Here is a 19,594-nt window from a genome sequence, read left to right on the forward strand (position 1 = left end):
GCAGCCGCGGTGCTAACGCTAAATATTAAAAAGTTACTTTTGAATTAACGCGGCCAAGATCGCGTTGATCGATTGGGAAGTAATAAATCCCAGGTACGACCAGAGACAGGCCGGAGACAGAAACAATGGAAATGCCACAGCTGGGCAAGTCGATCCGCGCGCGGCGTCATGCTATCAAGAAGACGCTGGTGCAAGTCGCGACCGAAACCGGATTGACCGCGGGATTCATCTCGCAGCTTGAGCGCGGCCAGACCAGCCCCTCGATTACCTCGCTGGTGGTGATCGCCAAAGCGCTGGGCGTGGCGATTGGCGACCTGATCAAACAACCCGTGCAATTGCGGCCAGATACCTATCACAGCCAGCGGCAGCCGTATTCGGTCGCCAGCGGACGGGTTAAATACGAACGGCTATCGACGGTATTCCCCGGCAGTCAGGTACATTCGGTGAAATTCACCATGCCATCCGGTTATAAATCGGAAATGGTGTCGCACGAAGGCGATGAAATGATCTTCGTGCTCAGCGGGCAAGTCGGCTACACGGTTGGTAAAGACAGTTATGTGCTGAATGTCGGCGATAGCTTGCATTTCGACGCGAATATTCCTCACAGTATTGAATCCCTGCCGCATGAGAATCAGGTGGCTGAGGTGATCTGGGTCGGCACCGTGGCGCTGTTTGACGGGCCGCAATCGCCGGCATCCGAGGAACAGGAAGAATTATTGCGCGGGACCGAATTTTTTTGAATGGATTTTTTGAACGTGGGGCAAAGGCCGCTTGTGGCATGATTTTTGCAATTGCAAAAAGCCATGATTGCTGGCGCTTTGCGTGAAGCTGAACGATGATGTCAGTAGTGACTGCGGAATGGAGTAGTGATGAATCAAGATGCATTTAAAGTTGCCGTACTAGCGCGGGGTTACCATGTTTGAGTCAGCGATTTACGCACAGCGCCGGCGCCAGCTCAAGCAGAAGTTCTCATCCGGCTTGCTGCTGTTGCCGGGTAATACCGACGTCTCCATGAACTACCTGCATAACCATTACTGGTTTCGCCAGGACTCCTCGTTTTCCTATTTCTTCGGCTTGAACCAGCCGGATCTGGCGGCGCTGATCGATATCGACGCCGATAGCGAGATCCTGTTCGGCGACGATCCAGGCCTCGACGATGTGATCTGGGTCGGGCCGCAAACCCCCTTCGCGGAGCGTGCCGAGTCGGTAGGCATCGCGGCGGCGCAGCCGTATAAACAATTGGCTGACGTGCTGGCACAGGCGCGCAGCCAAGGCCGCACGATTCATTACCTGCCGCCGTATCGTGGCGAAACCATATTGGAACTGGCGAGCCTGCTGGGCTGCACCCCGGAGCAATGCAAGGCCGGCGCCTCCGAAAGCCTGATGGCTGCCGTGATCGCGCTGCGCGAAATCAAGGGCGACGAAGAAATCGCAGAAATAGAAAACGCGCTGAGCGTCACGCGCGACATGCATATCGCCGCCATGCAGCAGGCCAAGGCCGGCACCTATGAATATCAGGTGGTGGCGGCAATGGAGGGCATCATGCGCAGCCATGATTTGCAAAACGCCTATCCGATGATTTTTTCCCGCTGCGGCGAGATCTTGCACAACCGCGATCACAAGAATCTTTTGCAAGCGGGCGATCTGGTGGTGAACGATTCCGGTGCTTCCAGCGCCTTGGGTTATGCCAGCGATATCACCCGCACGTTTCCGGTTGGCGGCCGTTTCAGCGAAAGCCAGCGCAGCTTGTATGAAATCGTGCTGGCTGCGCAGCTGCTGGCTATCGACACCATGCGGCCGGGGATTTCTTATCTCGAAGTGCACAAGCTGGCTGCCGGTCATATGGTTGCGGCCATGATCAAACTGGGATTTTTTAACGGCAGCCCTGAGCAAGTGGTTGAATCTGGCGCCTACGCTATCTGTTTCCCGCACGGCCTCGGCCACCAGATGGGGTTGGACGTGCATGACATGGAAGGCCTGGGCGAAACCCGCGTCGGTTACGACGCCAGCGTCAGCCGCAGCGAACTGTTTGGCCTGCGCAATCTGCGCCTGGCAAAGCCTTTGCGCGCAGGCATGGTGGTGACGGTCGAGCCGGGCATGTATTTTATTCCGGCCCTGATTCAGCGCTGGCAAGCGGAAGCACGCCACAGCAACCTGATCAATTATGAGAAGTTTGTCGAATATATGGATTTTGGCGGCATCCGGATTGAAGACGACGTGCTGGTGACCAGTTCAGGAGCGCGCGTATTGGGCCCGGCGATTCCTAAAACCTGTGCCGAAATCGAAACCTTGATGGCGGCTTGAAGAAGGTTTGAAACCGTAGTGAAATGCGTTGTACATTCCAACTTGTGTTCTCGATGTGAATTGTTGTTAAATACACCACCTTCACCATAACCTTAAGAAAGAGACCTGTGATGAAAAGAAAATTGATTGCCAAGGCTGCCTTGCTCGCCGTCCTGTGCGCCACCGCCGGTTATGCGGCAGCGGCCAAGACATTGGTGTTTTGCTCGGAAGGCAGCCCGGAAGGCTTTAATCCGCAGCTGTACACTACCGGCACTACTTTCGATGCATCGTCGGTGCCGATGTACAACCGCCTGGTCGAATTCGAACTAGGCACCACCAAGCCGATTCCAGGTCTTGCCGAATCGTGGACTGTGTCCGAAGACGGCCTGACTTACACTTTCAAGCTGCGTAAAGGCGTCAAGTTCCATAGCAGCGCCAAGTTCAAGCCGACCCGCGATTTCAACGCCGACGACGTGCTGTTCTCGTTCAACCGCATGGGCGACGCCAATCATCCATATCACAAGCTTGCCGCCGGCCAGAGCTTCGGCTATTACCTCGACATGGGCATGGACAAGATCATCGACAAGGTTGAAAAAGTCGATGACACCACCGTCGTTTTCAAGCTGAAGCATCCGGAAGCGCCGTTCATCGCTAACCTGGGCATGGATTTCGCCTCGATCCTGTCGGCCGAATATGCCGATAACATGAAGAAGGCGGGCACGCCTGAAGTGATCGACCGTGAACCGATCGGCACCGGCCCGTTCCAGTTCGTGTCTTACCAAAAGGACGCCGTGATCCGCTACAAGGCGTTTGACGCTTTTTGGGGCGGCCGGCCAAAGCTGGATAACCTGATCTACGCCATCACCCCTGATGCGTCGGTGCGTTACGCCAAGCTCAAGGCGAACGAGTGCCAGGTAATGGCGTTCCCGAAACCGGCTGACATCGAATTGATGAAAGCGGATCCATCCATCAAGATGATGACCAAGGAAGGCTTGAACATCGGCTACATCTCGTTCAATGTCGAGAAAAAGCCGTTCGATAACAAGCTTGTGCGCCAGGCGCTGAACATGGCGGTGGACAAGCAAACCATCCTCAAGACCGTTTATCAAGGCGCCGGCATCCTGGCCAAGAACCCGATCCCGCCAACTCTCTGGGGCTACAACGACAAGATCAAGGATTACACCTACGATCCGGTCAAGGCCAAGGAATTGCTGGCTAAAGCCGGCTATCCGAACGGCGTTGAAGTCGAAATGTGGTACCTGCCGGTCACCCGCCCATACAATCCGGATGGCAAGCGCATGGCCGAGCTGATCCAGGCTGACTGGGCAAAAATCGGCGTCAAGACCAAGCTCACCACTTACGAATGGACTGAATACCTGAAGCGCAGCAAGCAGGGCGATCAGCACTCGATGATGTTCGGCTGGTCTGGCGACAATGGCGATCCGGATAATTTCTTCGCGCCGTTGCTGGGTTGTGAAGGTGTAAAGGGCGGCGGCAACACTGCGCGCTGGTGCAACAAGGATTATGAAGCGCTGATCCAAAAGGCCAAGCTGACACCGAAGCAGGACGAGCGTGCCAAGCTGTATGAACAGGCGCAAGTGATCTTGCATGAAGAAGCACCATGGATAGACCTGGCGCATTCGGTCCGTTTCACACCGGTGCGCAAGGAAGTGATCGGCTTCAAGATGGCCGTGTTTGCCCATCATCACTTTGAGAAGGTTGATCTGGCCAAGTAACGTATAGCTAATCACGGCCTGATTATTGTTCCATCGCGTAGGGTGGGCACGTTGTGCCCACGCGTGAACTCACTCCACGCCCATACGGTGCGGCCTGGTCTCCGGTTATCACGGTCACGCGTGGGCACAGGTGCCCACCCTACAAATGACAGTGTTGTTGCTGTCCTCTTTCATCGAACAGGTAACGCCAATGTTTGGATTTCTCCTGCGCCGTGTCGGTTTGGTCATTCCGACCTTTCTCGGCATCACGCTGCTGGTGTTTTTACTGATACACCTTATCCCCGGCAACGCCGTCGAAGCCATGACCGGCGAGCGCGGCATGGACCCGGCCCGTTACGCGCAAATGGCGCACGAGCTTGGTCTCGACCAGCCGATTTACATGCAGTACTTTAACTATCTCGGCAACCTGTTCAAGGGCGACCTGGGCATGTCGATCATGACGCATACCTCCGTGCTGGGTGAATTCAAAACGTTGTTTCCGGCGACGCTGGAGTTGTCTTTTTGCGCGATACTGTTTGCCCTGACCATCGGTTTGCCGGCCGGCATACTGGCCGCCTTGAAGCGCAATACCGTACTCGATTATTCGGTGATGGGCGCATCGCTGACCGGTTATTCCATGCCGGTCTTCTGGTGGGCGCTGCTGCTGATCCTGCTGTTTTCCGTGACCTTGGGCTGGACCCCGGTCTCGGGCCGTATCGATATCCTGTTTGATGTGCCGCCGGTTACCGGCTTCATGCTGATCGACAGCTTGTTGTCGGACGATAGCGGCGCTTTTAAATCTGCGCTGTCACATCTGATTCTTCCTACCATCGCGCTCGGCACCATTCCGCTGGCGGTGATTGCGCGCATGACGCGCTCCGCCATGCTGGAAGTCTTGCGGGAAGATTATGTGCGCACCGCGCGCGCCAAAGGACTCTCGCCGTGGCGGGTAGTGGGTGTGCACGCTCTGCGCAATGCCTTGATTCCGGTAGTCACAGTGGTCGGCCTGCAAGTCGGCACCTTGCTGGCCGGCGCGATCCTGACTGAAACCATCTTTTCCTGGCCGGGCATAGGCAAATGGCTGGTAGCGGCGATTCAACGACGCGATTATCCGGTGGTGCAGGGCGGCATCCTGATGTCGGCGACCATCATCATCCTCGTCAATCTGGCCGTCGACTTGCTGTACGGCGTGATTAATCCACGTATTCGCCATCGCTCATGAACAACGTCAATGTACCGCCCGTTAGTGCGCCGCAAACTAACGCTTCACCGAAGACCACCGTCAACGCACCGCCACATCCACTGCGCGAATTCTGGGGCTATTTCAGCCAGAACCGCGGCGCCGTAATCGGCTTGGCCGTCATCATCGCGATGGTGTTGGCAGCCTTGTTTGCCGATGTGATTGCGCCACATTCGCCGATCGAACAGTTCCGCGATTTCACCCTGGTGCCGCCGGTATGGCAAGCAGGCGGCAGCAGCCAGTTCCTGCTCGGCACGGATCCGGTCGGGCGCGATATGCTGTCGCGCCTGATCCACGGGGTTCGTCTGTCGTTGCTGATCGGCCTGGTTTCCATCTCGCTGTCGCTCACTACCGGTGTGTTGCTTGGCCTGTTGGCCGGTTACTTCCGCGGCATGGTTGAAGTCGCCATCATGCGTTTGATGGACATCATGCTGGCGTTGCCGAGCTTGCTGCTGGCCATCGCCGTGGTCGCCATCCTGGGGCCAGGCCTGATGAATGCGATGTACGCAATTGCCGTCGTGATGCTACCGCACTATGCGCGCCAGACGCGGGCCGCGGTCATCGGCGAGATGTCGCGCGATTACGTCAGCGCCTCACGCATCGCCGGCGCGGGTACCTTGCGCATCATGTTCAATTGCGTGCTGCCAAACTGCCTGGCGCCGTTGATCGTACAAGCCACGCTCGGTTTTTCTTCCGCCATCCTGGATGCGGCGGCACTGGGCTTTCTCGGCATGGGCGCGCAGCCGCCGACACCCGAGTGGGGCTCGATGCTGGCCAGCGCCATGGAATTCATCCAGAGTGCCTGGTGGGTGGTCGCGTTCCCCGGCCTGGCGATTTTGATCTCGGTACTGGCGTTCAACCTGATGGGCGACGGCTTGCGCGATGCGCTCGACCCGAAACTGAAACGATAAGGCGAGATTCGACATGGCACTCCTAGAAATTAAGCAGCTGCGGGTCGAGTTCGGCTCGACAGCAGCGCCCTTTACCGCAGTCGATGGCCTGGATCTGAGTATCGAGGCTGGCGAAGTGGTTGGTATCGTTGGTGAATCCGGTTCCGGAAAAAGCGTCACTTCACTGGCGTTGATGGGGTTGATCGATTACCCGGGCCGCGTCAAAGGCGAACGCATGGCTTTTGACGGCCGCGACTTGCTGACAATGCCTGAAAAAGAACGGCGCAGCATGCTCGGCAAAGACATCGCCATGATCTTCCAGGATCCGATGACCAGCCTCAATCCGTCTTTTACGGTTGCTTATCAATTGATCGAAACCCTGCGCGTGCATCAGGGCGGCTCCAATAAAGAATTGCGGGCCAAAGCACTGGCGCTGCTCAAGCAGGTCGATATTCCCGATCCGGAACGACGCCTGGATGCTTATCCGCATCAGCTTTCCGGCGGCATGAGCCAACGCGTGATGGTCGCCATCGCGATCGCCTGCAATCCGCGTTTGCTGATTGCGGACGAGCCGACCACGGCGCTGGATGTCACGGTGCAGGCACAAATGCTGGAGTTGCTGCTGCAGTTGCAGCGCGACCGCGGCATGGCCTTGATGTTGATTACGCACGATCTTAGCGTTGTCGCCCAAACCGCACAGCGGGTAGTGGTGATGTACGCAGGGCAGGTGGTGGAGACCGGCCGCGTACCGGATATTTTCAACGCGCCCAAACATCCGTACACCCAGGCTTTGCTGGCGGCGCTGCCGGAGCACAATATCGGCCGCGCACGTTTGCAAACCATTCCTGGCGTGGTGCCCGGCCAGTACGATCGCCCCACTGGCTGTTTGCTCAGCCCGCGCTGCGCGTATGCGCAAGACCGTTGCCGGCAAGTGCGGCCGGAATTGCTGGGAGAAGCAAAAGAGCAGGTGCGCTGCCATTTTCCGCTTGATCATGCCGGCCAGCCGACTAACGGCTGGTCGGAAATATCCCGCAAAACACCAGATCTGATATTAAGCAGTGGGGTTGCATGATGATGAATTCGAATATAGAAGCGCTTGCCAGCCCGGTGGTTTTGCTTGAAGCAAAAAACCTGATCAAGCATTACAGCGTATCGCAAGGTCTGTTCAAGCCAAAGGCCACAGCACGCGCACTGGACGGTATCTCGTTCGTCTTGGAGCCCGGTAAAACGCTGGCGGTGGTGGGCGAGTCCGGTTGCGGCAAATCCACCCTGGCGCGCCAGATCACGATGATCGAACCGCCTACCGGTGGCGAGTTGTGGATGGACGGCGCTAATATTGCCGATGCCGATCACGCCACCTTGAAACGGGTGCGGCCGCTGGTGCAAATGGTGTTTCAAAATCCCTACGCCAGCTTGAATCCGCGCAAGAAAGTCGGACAGATGCTGGAAGAGCCGCTGATCGTCAATACCCGGCTCAGCAGCAAGGAACGCGCCGACAAGGCGCAAGCGATGATGGCCAAGGTCGGCTTGCGGCCGGAACATTACAGCCGTTACCCGCACATGTTCTCCGGCGGCCAGCGCCAACGCGTAGCGATAGCGCGCGCCTTGATGCTGGATCCCAAGGTGATCGTCGCCGATGAGCCGGTTTCCGCCCTCGACGTATCGATCCAGGCCCAGGTGTTGAATCTGCTGATGGATTTGCAGCAGGCCAGCGGTGTCGCCTATCTGTTTATCTCGCATAACCTGTCGGTAGTCGAGCATATTGCCGACGACGTGCTGGTGATGTATCTCGGTAAAACCGTGGAGCACGGCAGCAAGCAGCAGGTGTTCAGCCGGCCGCTGCATCCTTATACCAAGGCGCTGCTGGCCAGTACCCCGCGCATCGATCCGGCCCAGCGCCAGCAAAAGATGATGTTGCCGGGAGAGTTGCCGTCGCCACTGGCGCCGCCGCCGGGCTGCAGTTTTAATAATCGCTGCCCATATGCAATCGAGCGCTGCCGCCAGGAAGTACCGGCCTTGCGCGAGTTTGACGGCAGCCGGGTGGCATGCCACAGGGTGGAAGAAATCCAGTGACAGGAAATGGCATGGTAAAGGGGACGCAGCAGGGCACGAAATTGAAACTCGCCGCCGCGATCGGCATGGCCGCGCTGCTGTGCTTCACCGCCAATATGGCGTTTGCGGCCAAGACCTTGGTGTTTTGCTCGGAGGGCAGTCCGGAGGGCTTCAACCCGCAGCTGTTTACCACCGGCACTACCTTCGATGCTTCCTCGGTGCCTTTGTACAACCGCCTGGTCGCCTTTGAATTGGGTACTACCAAGATTATCCCGGCTTTGGCAGAATCGTGGACGGTGTCGGATGACGGCCTGATCTATACCTTCAAGCTGCGCAAAGGCGTCAAGTTCCACAGCAGCGCAAGGTTCAAGCCAAGCCGCGATTTCAATGCCGACGATGTGCTGTTTTCATTCAATCGCATGGCAGACGCCAGCCATCCGTTCCATCAGTTGGCTACCGGCGCCAGCTTCAGCTATTTCCTCGACATGGGCATGGACAAGATCGTCGACAAGATCAGCAAAGTCGATGCCTACACCGTGGTCTTCAAGCTGAAACATCCGGAAGCACCGTTCATCGCCAACCTGGGCATGGACTTCGCCTCGATTCTTTCCGCCGAATATGCAGACAAGATGAAAGCGGCAGGCACCCCTGACGCGATCGACCGCGAGCCTGTCGGCACCGGCCCATTCCAGTTCGTGTCCTATCAAAAAGACGCGGTGATCCGTTACAAGGCTTTCGATGCCTATTGGGATGGCCGGCCGAAACTGGATAACCTGATTTTTGCGATTACGCCGGACGCCTCGGTGCGTTACGCCAAGCTCAAGGCCAACGAATGCCAGGTGATGGCGTTTCCCAAGCCGGCTGATATCGAATTGATGAAAGCCGATCCGGCGATCACCCTGTTGACGAAGGAAGGCTTGAACGTCGGCTATATCTCCTTCAATGTAGAGAAAAAGCCATTCGACAACAAGCTGATGCGCCAGGCCCTGAACCTGGCCACCGACAAGCAGGCGATTCTCAAAACGGTGTATCAAGGCGCCGGCCAGATCGCCAAGAATCCGATTCCGCCTACGCTCTGGTCCTACGACAACAAGATCCAGGATTATAGCTACGATCCGGTCAAGGCCAAGGCTCTGCTGGCGAAGGCCGGTTATCCCAACGGTGTAGCAGTCGAACTCTGGTACCTGCCGGTGACCCGTCCCTACAATCCGGACGGTAAGCGCATGGCCGAACTGATCCAGGCCGACTGGGCAAAGATCGGCGTCAAGGCCACTCTCGCCACCTACGAATGGACCGAATATCTGAAGCGCAGCAAGCAAGGGACGCAGCAGGCGATGATGTTCGGCTGGTCAGGCGACAACGGCGATCCTGATAATTTCTTTGCAACTTTGCTGGGCTGCGAATCCGTACGCAGCGGCGGCAATACTGCGCGCTGGTGCAATAAAGGTTTCGAGACACTGATCCAGAAAGCCAAGCTCAGCACGAACCAGGCCGAGCGTGCCAAGCTGTACGAGCAGGCGCAGGTGATAGCGCATGACGAAGCGCCATGGATACCGCTTGCGCACTCGCTGACGCATACGCCGATACGCAAGAATGTGATCGGTTTCAAGATGTCGGCTTTCGCGTTGCATGACTTCAGCAAGGTCGATCTGGGTAAGTAAATTTGCTGACGTATGCTGTGTTGGCTTCTATTTGTTTCTTTTATGGCAATTCCTGTTGCTGAGATTGGCTGGCCGGGGACTGGCGGGGCTTGGTACAATGGCAGCTTATTCCTTCCCCTATCTATACCAAGTCCATGATCGACATCCAACTTCTTCGCAAAGACATTGCCACCGTCGCCGCCCGTCTGGCCGCGCGCAAATTCCAGTTAGACGTCAACGGCTTCAATGCATTGGAGGCTGAGCGCAAGCAAATCCAGACTCGTACTGAAGAATTGCAAGGCCAGCGCAACGCGCTATCCAAGCAAATCGGCATGCTGAAAGGCAAGGGCGAAGACCCTTCGGCCGTGATGGCTGAAGTCGCAGGTATCGGCGATGAACTGAAAGCATCGGCAACCAAGCTGGACCAGATCCAGGAGCAGGTCAGCGCGTTCTTGCTGTCGGTGCCGAATATCCCGCACGAAACGGTGCCGGTCGGCTCCGACGAGAGTAGCAATGTCGAAGTACGTAAAGTTGGCACGCCACGCAGTTTCGATTTTGAAGTACGTGACCACGTTGATGTCGGCGCGGCGTTGGGCCTGGATTTTGACGTCGCCGCCAAGATCACCGGCTCGCGTTTTGTCGTCCTCAAGGGCGGCATCGCCCGTCTGCACCGCGCTTTGGGCCAGTTCATGCTGGACACCCACGGCGCCGAACACGGCTACACCGAATGCTATACGCCCTACATTGTGAACGCCGATTCGCTGCGCGGCACCGGCCAGTTGCCGAAGTTCGAAGAAGATTTGTTTGCGGTCAAAAAGGGCGGCCAGGAAGGTGAGCAGGGCGCCGACCACGCTGCGCTGTACCTGATCCCGACGGCCGAAGTACCGTTGACCAACATCGTGCGCGACGAAATCGTTGCAGGCGAAACGCTGCCGATCAAGATGGCCGCGCATTCGCCGTGCTTCCGTTCCGAAGCCGGCAGCTACGGCCGCGACACGCGCGGCATGATTCGCCAGCACCAGTTCGACAAGGTCGAAATGGTGCAAATCGTGCATCCGGAAAAATCCTATGAAGTACTGGAAGAAATGGTCGGTCACGCCGAAAACATCTTGAAGAAACTCGGCTTGCCGTATCGTGTGGTGTCGTTGTGCACCGGGGACATCGGGTTTGGTGCGGCCAAGACCTACGATCTGGAAGTATGGCTGCCGGCGCAAAACACCTACCGCGAAATTTCCTCGGTCTCCAACTTCGAAGCATTCCAGGCACGCCGCCTGCAAGCGCGTTTCCGCAATGCGCAAGGCAAGACCGAGCTGGTGCATACACTGAACGGTTCCGGTTTGGCAGTCGGACGCACGCTGGTTGCGTTGTTGGAGAATTTCCAGCAGGCAGATGGCAGCGTGGAAATCCCTGCGGTGCTGCACCCGTACATGGGCGGCATCACCAAGCTGAGCGTGTAAGTAATTGATTCTTCGGAATTATTTGGTGTGAGGGAAGGGCGGATGTTTACTGTGGAATGGCGCAAATAAAAAGACATTCCATAGTCAAAAAGAGTCTGCTATAATCTTGCGCTTTGCTGCATTAAACACAGCAAGTCGACCGAAACCGGAGAGGTGGCAGAGTGGTCGAATGTACTTGACTCGAAATCAAGCGTACGTTAAATCGTACCGTGGGTTCGAATCCCACCCTCTCCGCCAAAAACACTGATAACCCCTTGATTTTATTGATAAATCAAGGGGTTTTTCATTTCAACTATCAAATCAACATCAAATTGATTTGCCTTCCTCTTGTTCATTTTGCGCATGAGTTTGTGGGCTGCCTCAGCTACCACGCGAGAATAGTTCGTTGTTTTATCTAACGTACAGTCGTTACGTTTCAATGATCATTTAATTGCCGCAAAGCTATAAATAGAGTTATATTCTTGCTGACATTGCTTTGCGGGATGGTCGTCTTCCCGGTTCATAACGAGCGCATTCAAATGTATAGGTGCATATTCGCGAATATTTCATAATCAACAAGATTGTGAAACTAATTCGGAAGGGGAGGCGGCATGCCCGATTTACCCGGCACGAGCAATAAATCAAATAAATCGCCGGATGGCGCATTCGGCGCTACGGCGCCTGCGATTACGCTTCCGAAAGGCGGGGGCGCTATCCGTGGTATGGGTGAGAAGTTTGCCACCAATCCTGTTACCGGCACCGGCGTCATGTCGGTGCCAATCGCGACTTCGCCAGGAAGATCGGGATTTTCTCCTCAGCTTTCCCTATCCTATGATTCCGGCAGCGGCAATGGTCCGTTTGGTATCGGCTGGAACCTGTCTTTGCCTGCTATTACACGTAAGACGGACAAGGGGTTGCCGCAGTACCAAGATGCCGAGGAGTCGGATGTTTTCATTCTTTCTGGCACTGAGGACCTGGTCGCGGTGCTCAAAAAGAACCCCGATGGCAGCTGGGCTCACGATCAGGATGGAAAACCGACGTATGACGAAGAGCTGCGCAACGGCTATGTGGTCAAGCGCTACCGCCCTCGCATCGAGGGACTGTTCGCACGGATCGAACGCTGGACGCGGCTCAGCGACGGCGATACCCACTGGCGCTCAATCTCGAAAGACAATGTTCTCACCGTCTATGGCAGCACACCCGAATCGCGCATCGCTGATCCCGCCAACCCAAGCCACATCTTCAGCTGGCTGATCTGTGAAAGCTACGACGACAAGGGCAATGCGATCACCTATGCATATGTTGCAGAGAATGATGACGATGTCGATCTCTCGCAGATCAATGAACGCAATCGCGTGCGTTCCGCGAATCGCTACCTGAAATATATCCGCTACGGAAACAGGCAGCCGCTATTGATCGATCCGAGCCGGCCCAGCTTCCGTCAGCCCCACATGCCCACGCCAGACTTCGGCAGCGCAGGCTGGATGTTTGAAGTCGTGTTCGACTATGGCGAGGGCCATTATCAGGAAACGCCGGCAGATGCCGATGGCCGGACGTTCGCGACCGCTATGTTAAAGCCGCCCATCGGCGGCGCCTGGCCTGCGCGCCTCGATCCGTTTTCTACTTACCGACCCTGCTTTGAGGTGCGCAGCTACCGTCTGTGTCGACGAGTGCTGATGTTCCATCATTTTCCAGATGAACTGAGTGTCGATGACTATCTGGTGCGCTCTACCGAGTTTGCCTATAGCGAGAAGGCCAACGGCTCCTTCATCACGCAAGCTTTACAATCCGGTTTCAAACGGATTGCCCAGACCGTTCCGCGCTATCTTAAGCGCTCACTACCGCCGCTTGAGTTCACCTACTCAGCCAGCCCGCTCGATGATTTGAGCTACGACCAGCTTCCTTTGCAAGAAGTCAATGAATTGAATCTGCAGAGTCTTCCCGCCGGTATCGATGGCAACAGCTATCGCTGGGTTGATCTGAACGGGGAGGGCATTTCCGGTGTGCTCAGTGAACAAGCCGACGCCTGGTTTTACAAGCCGAACCTTGGCGAAGGGCAGTTCGGCCCGATCGAATATGTTTCGCCCCGCCCGTCGTTGGCGGCACTCAGCCACGGACGGCAGCAACTGTTGAATCTGGCGGGCGATGGTAATCTCGCTCTGGTGGAGTTCGGATCACCGACGCCAGGGTTCTTTTCCCGCACCGACGATGCGAGCTGGGACCGCTTCCGCACTTTCCTCAATCTGCCAAACCTCGACTGGCAAGACCCCAATTTGCGCTTTGTCGATCTGACCGGCGATGGACATGCCGACATTCTCGTAACAAACGATCAGGTCTTTGCCACCTGGTATGAATCAAAAGCGGTGGACGGATTCTGCGCCGCCGCCCATGTGCCGCTCGCAAGCGACGAAGAAAAAGGGCCGCGCCTGGTATTCTCCGACGGTACGCAGTCCATCTTCCTGGCCGACATGTCTGGCGATGGCCTGTCCGATCTGGTGCGGATACGGGTGAGCGAGGTCTGCTATTGGCCGAACATCGGCTATGGACGCTTCGGCGCCAAGGTCAGCATGGACAACGTGCCATGGTTCGACGACGTTGCCTCCTTCGACCAGCGCCGTATTCACTTGACCGATACCGACGGTTCCGGACCCACCGATATCATTTATCTGGGACGCGACGGTGTTCGCATTTATCTCAACCAGCATGGCAATAGCCTGTCCGCAGCCAGGCAGTTGAACCGGGTGCCACGTACCGATCAGTTATCATCGGTTTCCGTCGTCGATTTTCTTGGGCGCGGCACGGCTTGCTTGCTTTGGTCGTCTCCCTTGCCCGGCGACACCCGCCGCTGCCTGCGCTATCTGGATCTCATGAACGGGGTCAAGCCGCATCTGCTGACGACGGTGCGCAACAACCTGGGTGCGGAAACCAGCATTGAATACGCATCATCCACGCATTTCTACCTGGCCGACAAAGCCGCCGGTACACCCTGGATAACGCGTCTGCCATTCCCGGTCCATGTCGTCACCCGGGTTGAAACGCGCGACCTGATCAGCGGCAACCGTTTCGTCACGCGCTCCACCTATCATCATGGCTGTTTCGACGGCATCGAGCGCGAGTTTCGTGGCTTCGGGCGCGTCGACCAATGGGATACCGAGGAATTCGGCGTGCTTTCTCAAGCGGTTGCGGGCACGCCAGCCAGCAACCTCAATGCCGCCTTCCATGTACCGCCCACGCTCACGAAAACCTGGTTCCATACCGGCGCTTACCTGGCCGGTAAGCGCATCTCGCGTCATTTCGAAGATGAATATTATCGCGAGGGCGATCCTGGACGACCGGGGGAAGTGCTGAGTCCAATCCAGCGCAAGGCGATGCTGCTCGACGACACCGTGCTGCCAGCGGACCTCGCCAGCGAAGAAGCCGCTGAAGCTATCCGCTCGCTCAAGGGAGCGATGCTGCGACAGGAAATCTACGCGCTCGACGGCACGGATGCTGCCGGTCGGCCATACTCCGTAGCAGAGCACAACTACACCATCCAGGCTGTGCAACCGCGCGGCGCCAACCTCCATGCTGTTTTCTTTACCCACGCGCGCGAGGCCGTCGATTTCCATTACGAGCGTAAATTGTTTCCCGTCCTGAATGGGCAGATTGTCGATGCCGTAACCGCCACCCAGAATCCAGCGACGAAATGGCTGGCCGATCCCCGCGTCACGCATACCGTGATCCTGGACGCGGATGATTACGGCAACGTGCGTCAATCCGTGACGATTGCCTATGGGCGTCGCTTCGACGATGCCGATCCGGTGCTGACTGATGCCGACCGTAAAAAGCAAAAACAACTTTTCGCGACGCTCGGCGAAGACAGCTTTACCAACGCAGTTCTTGCCGCCGACGCTTATCGCACACCGCTGCCGGCCGAGGCACAGACTTACGAACTGCTCAAACTGCGTCCCGGCGGACAACAGCCCGATATCACCAATCTGTTCCGGTTCGATGAGTTGATTGCCATCGCCGCTCAGGCAGAAGACGGTGCGCACGATCTTCCGTACGAAGACATCAACGCGACTCAGGCTATGGGTGGTGGCGTCTACCGGCGTCCAATCGAGGTTCAGCGAACCCGCTACCGTAGCAATAATCTCAGTCAACTACTGCCGTTGCAGACGTTGCAGGCGCTCGCCTTGCCGGGAGAGAGCTACAAGCTGGCCTTTACGGCGGGATTGTTGAGCAGCATTTATCAGCGGCCGCATGCCGGACTGGCAACGGAAAATCTGCTGTCCAATCCAGGAACTGTTCTTCCGGTGGACGCCAGCCTTGCATCCGATCGTGGCGGCTACGTCGATCTCGATGGCGATGGCCGCTGGTGGCATCCCTCCGGGCGCGTGTTCTTTCATCCGTCCGAGACTGCCACTGCCGCAGACGAACTGGTGGAAGCTGCCGGCCACTTTTTCCTGCCGCGGCGCATCCGTAATCCATTTGCGGATAGCAGCTTCGTGGACTATGCAAACGATCTCTTCCCGGCCAAAACCCGCGACCCATTGGGCAATTCCGTCGAAGCGCTACATGATTATCGTGTCTTGCAAGCGAAGCAACTGACCGACCCCAATGGCAATCGCTCCTTCGTCGCTTTCGACGCGTTCGGCCTGGCGGTTGCGACGGCGGTGCGTGGCAAGAGCAACGAGGCGCTCGGCGATAGCCTGGACGATTTCGGCGATTTCGATGCCAATCCAAGTCTGCTGCAACTGCAAAGCTTTGCCGCACGTCCTGCCGATTTCAAAGCAGCACTGCTCAAGAACGCCACCAGCCGTTTCGTCTACGACCTCGATCGCTACCGCCGCTGCGGCGAGCCTCCCTTCGCCGCCACATTGGTGCGCGAAACCCATGTCAGCGATCCGGTGCCGCCGCAGGGCTTGCAAATCCAGGTCAGCTTTGCCTATTTCGATGGTTTCGGGCGAGAACTCCAATCGAAGATACAGGCCGAGCCAGGCGATGCGGCGATCCGTGCGGGAAATGTGATGCTGGCGAGCGGCGATGTCAGTCCGGGCGCATTGACGTTGAACAATGGCGTGCCCGTGTCAGGCGCCGTGAATCCTCGCTGGGTCGGCAAGGGGCGCACCGTTTATAACAACAAGGGAAAGCCGGTCAAGCAGTACGAACCGTTCTTCAGCAGCACGCAGTTGTACGAGGCGGAGCCTGAGATGACCGATACCGGCGTGACGCCTATCCTGTTCTACGATCCTGCGGAACGGGTGGTGGCGACACTGCATCCCAATCACACCTACGAGAAAGTCGTGTTCGATCCCTGGCGGCAGGAAAGCTGGGACGTGAACGATACGGTAACGCTGCTTGACCCCAAGACCGATCCTGATGTCGGAGAGTTCTTTCAATTGCTTCCGGTTGCCGACTACCTGCCCACGTGGTACGACCAGCGCCGCAACGGGCAGAGGGGAGCGGACGAAAAGGCTGCGGCAGACAAGGCAGCCGCCCATGCCGCCACGCCCATCGTGGCATACTTCGATACGCTGGGCCGGCCGATGTTGACGGTTGCCGACAACGGCAAGGATGGCAACGGCGTGGCGCAAAAATATGCCACGCGCGTGACATTGGATATTGAAGGCAATCAACGCGAAGTCAAAGACGCCAGCAATCGCATCGTCATGCGCTACGGCTACGACATGCTTGGCAACCATGTCCATCAATCCAGCATGGAGGCCGGCCAACGCTGGATGCTCAATGATGTGACCGGCAAAGCCATCCGCAGTTGGGATGATCGAGGTCACAGCTTGCGCAGCGAATACGACGAGTTGCGCCGCCCCTTGCGTTCGTATGTCATCGGTGCCGATCTGCAAAACCCAACGCGTGAAATCTGCTTTGAAGAAACCGTCTACGGTGAATTTAGCGGCAACGGCCTCACTGCCGCGCAGATTTTGCAAGCCAATCTGCGCGCCAAGCCGTACAAACACTATGACACAGCAGGCATTGTGACCAGCGAGGCGCATGATTTCAAAGGCAATCTGCTGCGCAGTTCGCGGCAGCTGGTGCAGGATTACAAGGCCACGCCAGACTGGTCGCAGAACCCGTCCCCCGTTTTGGAAACAGACATTTTCGCCAGCAGCACCAGCTATGACGCGCTCAATCGACCTATCCAACTCATCGCGCCGCACAGCAATCAAGCCAGCACCAAGATCAACATCATGCGCCCTGGTTACAACGAGGCTAATTTGCTGGAGCGAGTCGATGCCTGGCTGGGGCTAATCGCTGAGCCATCTACCTTGCTCGATCCCACGTCAGCCAATTTGCATGCCGTCACGAACATTGACTACGACGCCAAAGGTCAACGCAGCCGCATCGACTATGGCAATGGCGCGCAGACGGAATATTTCTATGACGAGCAAAGCTTCCGCCTGATCCATTTAAAAACCAGCCGTACCGGCGCTGCGCCACAGAACTTCATGCAACGCCTGCTTAGCTCCTCCGCGCCACAGGTGACCTCGATATTTCAAGATTTGTTCTATACCTACGACCCCGCTGGCAACATCACCCGCATCCGCGATGATGTCCAACAGACGACCTATTTCAACGGCCAGGTCGTGCTACCGCAATGCGACTATGTCTACGACGCCATCTACCGGCTGATCAACGCAACCGGCCGCGAACACATCGGCCAGCTGGCGCAACCGCAAACCAGCTGGAATGACGAATTCCGCATCAACCTGCCGCAACCCGGCGACGGCCAGGCGATGCGCAACTACACCGAGCAATATCTGTATGACGCTGTCGGCAATTTCGAGCAACTGATCCATCAAGCGGCCAATGGCAACTGGACACGCACCTATGCCTATAACGAAGCAAGCCTGATCGAAGCCGCCAAGCACAGTAATCGCCTCAGCAGCACGGCCATAGGCGCAACGGCCGAGAGCTATTCCTACGACGTCCACGGCAACATGACCAGCATGCCGCACCTGACGCTGATGCAATGGGATTTCAGGGATCAATTGAGCGCAACATCGCGCCAGGCGGTCAATGCGACACCGCCGCCTAACATCGTGCCGGAGACCACTTTCTATCTTTACGATGGCGGCGGACAGCGCGTGCGTAAGGTCACCGAACGGCAGAACGGCTCGCGCAAGAGCGAGCGAATTTATCTTGGTGATTTTGAGATTTACCGCGAATTCGATGGCACCGGCGCCGGCGTCGCGCTCGAACGTGAAACGCTGCACGTCATGGACCACAAGCAGCGCGTTGCCTTGGTCGAAACCAGAACACAGGGCAAGGATGGCTCGCCGCTGCAACTGATGCGCTACCAATTCGGCAACCACCTCGGTTCGGCTAGTCTCGAATTGGACGACAGCGGCGACGTTATTTCGTACGAAGAGTACACGCCTTATGGAAGTACTTCATATCAGGCGGTGGATCAGGGTGTCAAAGCGGCGGCGAAGCGGTATCGGTATACGGGGAAGGAGCGGGATGATGAGACGGGATTTAACTATCACGGGGCGAGGTATTTCGTATCTTGGCTAGGAAGATGGATACGTACAGATCCAAATTGGTTTGCCGATGGCACAAACCTATATGTGTATGTGAGAAATACTCCCACGATACTTAACGACCCTACTGGTCGACAAGCGCCACCACGTCCGGCTCCTTATAGGCCATTAGTTATTCCGCCACCACCTCCACCTGAGCCACCAAAGATCAATGTTCAACGATATATAGATCTTGGAGAACCAATGCCCCCGGAAAAGCCGTTAACGCGAGCGAGATTACCTCAACTTAGAGTTGTCATTGTTCGCGCGCCGAATGGACCACTGAATATTGCTCCGAAGTTAGGAGATGAGCCCATTGCCGGCTACACGGTCGCCCCTTACAAGATGCAGCCAAATAGAAGAAGTGTAGAAACACCACTCGAAGCGCACCATGGTGTTATGAATGAACTCGCAAGTCGGCTTGTATTCAGATACAGCATCGATGCAGCCCCAACGGTCCTTTTAACTCGCGAGGCGCACAGGGATGCCAATGCTGCCTTCGAAACTTGGAAGAGTCAGTTAGATGCTAAATATAAAGTTTCTGATGGAAAAACGCAGCGACAGAATGTCAACTGGGATTTGGTGGCTCGCGATCCCAAACTTGTTCGCGATCTAAGTGAGTCTCAATTTGATGCAGCCAAGGTTTCTAAGGAAGTGCGAACAGAATATTACAGGCAATTTGAAATTTACAAGGAAAATCAAGAGTACAAACGACAAGAGCAAGAGTACGAGACCGCAAAGTCCCTATGGAATATTGAGTATGGGCCTGCGATCGTGCCGTACGTGGCGCCAACACCGGAGTGACGATCATGAGCTCT

At 56.6% G+C, this 19,594-nt stretch carries 10 protein-coding genes and 1 tRNA gene; all 11 read left to right on the plus strand.

The features are described from left to right. Window positions 1–125: 125 nt before the first annotated feature. The 11 genes from KHU29_RS00660 to KHU29_RS00710 all read left to right on the plus strand — a co-directional run bounded on the left by KHU29_RS00660 (window position 126) and on the right by KHU29_RS00710 (window position 19,580). Window positions 126–740: a helix-turn-helix domain-containing protein gene (locus KHU29_RS00660; protein ID WP_211450779.1), complete on the plus strand. Its 615-nt coding sequence runs from the start codon at window positions 126–128 to the stop codon at window positions 738–740. Between the two features lie 175 nt (window positions 741–915). Further along, window positions 916–2,304, plus strand: a complete 1,389-nt coding sequence (locus KHU29_RS00665) for an aminopeptidase P family protein (protein WP_211450780.1) — start codon at window positions 916–918, stop codon at window positions 2,302–2,304. A gap of 110 nt (window positions 2,305–2,414) precedes the next feature. Then, the gene (locus tag KHU29_RS00670; protein WP_211450781.1) at window positions 2,415–4,019 is read left to right on the plus strand and encodes an ABC transporter substrate-binding protein; all 1,605 of its coding nucleotides are present in this window, start codon (window positions 2,415–2,417) and stop codon (window positions 4,017–4,019) included. Window positions 4,020–4,209: 190 nt separating this feature from the next. After that, window positions 4,210–5,220, plus strand: a complete 1,011-nt coding sequence (locus KHU29_RS00675) for an ABC transporter permease subunit (RefSeq protein WP_211450782.1) — start codon at window positions 4,210–4,212, stop codon at window positions 5,218–5,220. Next, window positions 5,217–6,149 carry an ABC transporter permease subunit gene (locus KHU29_RS00680; protein ID WP_211450783.1) on the plus strand — a complete coding sequence of 311 codons (933 nt, stop codon included), beginning with the start codon at window positions 5,217–5,219 and terminating at the stop codon, window positions 6,147–6,149. Before KHU29_RS00675 ends, KHU29_RS00680 begins: the two co-directional genes overlap by 4 nt. 13 nt (window positions 6,150–6,162) lie before the next feature. Further along, window positions 6,163–7,200, plus strand: a complete 1,038-nt coding sequence (gene dppD, locus KHU29_RS00685) for a dipeptide ABC transporter ATP-binding protein (protein ID WP_211450784.1) — start codon at window positions 6,163–6,165, stop codon at window positions 7,198–7,200. After that, window positions 7,197–8,201 carry a peptide ABC transporter ATP-binding protein gene (locus KHU29_RS00690; RefSeq protein ID WP_211450785.1) on the plus strand — a complete coding sequence of 335 codons (1,005 nt, stop codon included), beginning with the start codon at window positions 7,197–7,199 and terminating at the stop codon, window positions 8,199–8,201. Before dppD ends, KHU29_RS00690 begins: the two co-directional genes overlap by 4 nt. Before the next feature lie 11 nt (window positions 8,202–8,212). Further along, window positions 8,213–9,841: an ABC transporter substrate-binding protein gene (locus KHU29_RS00695; protein ID WP_281416041.1), complete on the plus strand. Its 1,629-nt coding sequence runs from the start codon at window positions 8,213–8,215 to the stop codon at window positions 9,839–9,841. A 134-nt stretch (window positions 9,842–9,975) separates the two neighbouring features. Further along, on the plus strand, window positions 9,976–11,277 hold the full coding sequence (serS, locus tag KHU29_RS00700) for a serine--tRNA ligase (RefSeq protein ID WP_211450786.1): 1,302 nt from the start codon (window positions 9,976–9,978) through the stop codon (window positions 11,275–11,277). Between the two features lie 147 nt (window positions 11,278–11,424). Next, window positions 11,425–11,514: transfer RNA gene (locus KHU29_RS00705), tRNA-Ser, on the plus strand. A 353-nt stretch (window positions 11,515–11,867) separates the two neighbouring features. Beyond that, the gene (locus KHU29_RS00710; protein ID WP_211450787.1) at window positions 11,868–19,580 is read left to right on the plus strand and encodes a SpvB/TcaC N-terminal domain-containing protein; all 7,713 of its coding nucleotides are present in this window, start codon (window positions 11,868–11,870) and stop codon (window positions 19,578–19,580) included. Window positions 19,581–19,594: the final 14 nt, after the last annotated feature.

Origin of the sequence: Collimonas antrihumi (genome assembly GCF_018304965.1) — a bacterium.
Lineage (GTDB): Bacteria > Pseudomonadota > Gammaproteobacteria > Burkholderiales > Burkholderiaceae_D > Collimonas > Collimonas antrihumi.

Bases quoted from the DNA above. Each gene is read 5' to 3' on its own strand.
- KHU29_RS00680 (WP_211450783.1), top strand. From the start codon at position 5,217: ATGAACAACGTCAATGTACCGCCCGTTAGTGCGCCGCAAACTAACGCT.
- dppD (WP_211450784.1), top strand. From the start codon at position 6,163: ATGGCACTCCTAGAAATTAAGCAGCTGCGGGTCGAGTTCGGCTCGACA.
- KHU29_RS00675 (WP_211450782.1), top strand. From the start codon at position 4,210: ATGTTTGGATTTCTCCTGCGCCGTGTCGGTTTGGTCATTCCGACCTTT.
- KHU29_RS00710 (WP_211450787.1), top strand. From the start codon at position 11,868: ATGCCCGATTTACCCGGCACGAGCAATAAATCAAATAAATCGCCGGAT.
- KHU29_RS00660 (WP_211450779.1), top strand. From the start codon at position 126: ATGGAAATGCCACAGCTGGGCAAGTCGATCCGCGCGCGGCGTCATGCT.
- KHU29_RS00690 (WP_211450785.1), top strand. From the start codon at position 7,197: ATGATGATGAATTCGAATATAGAAGCGCTTGCCAGCCCGGTGGTTTTG.
- KHU29_RS00670 (WP_211450781.1), top strand. From the start codon at position 2,415: ATGAAAAGAAAATTGATTGCCAAGGCTGCCTTGCTCGCCGTCCTGTGC.
- KHU29_RS00695 (WP_281416041.1), top strand. From the start codon at position 8,213: ATGGTAAAGGGGACGCAGCAGGGCACGAAATTGAAACTCGCCGCCGCG.
- serS (WP_211450786.1), top strand. From the start codon at position 9,976: ATGATCGACATCCAACTTCTTCGCAAAGACATTGCCACCGTCGCCGCC.
- KHU29_RS00665 (WP_211450780.1), top strand. From the start codon at position 916: ATGTTTGAGTCAGCGATTTACGCACAGCGCCGGCGCCAGCTCAAGCAG.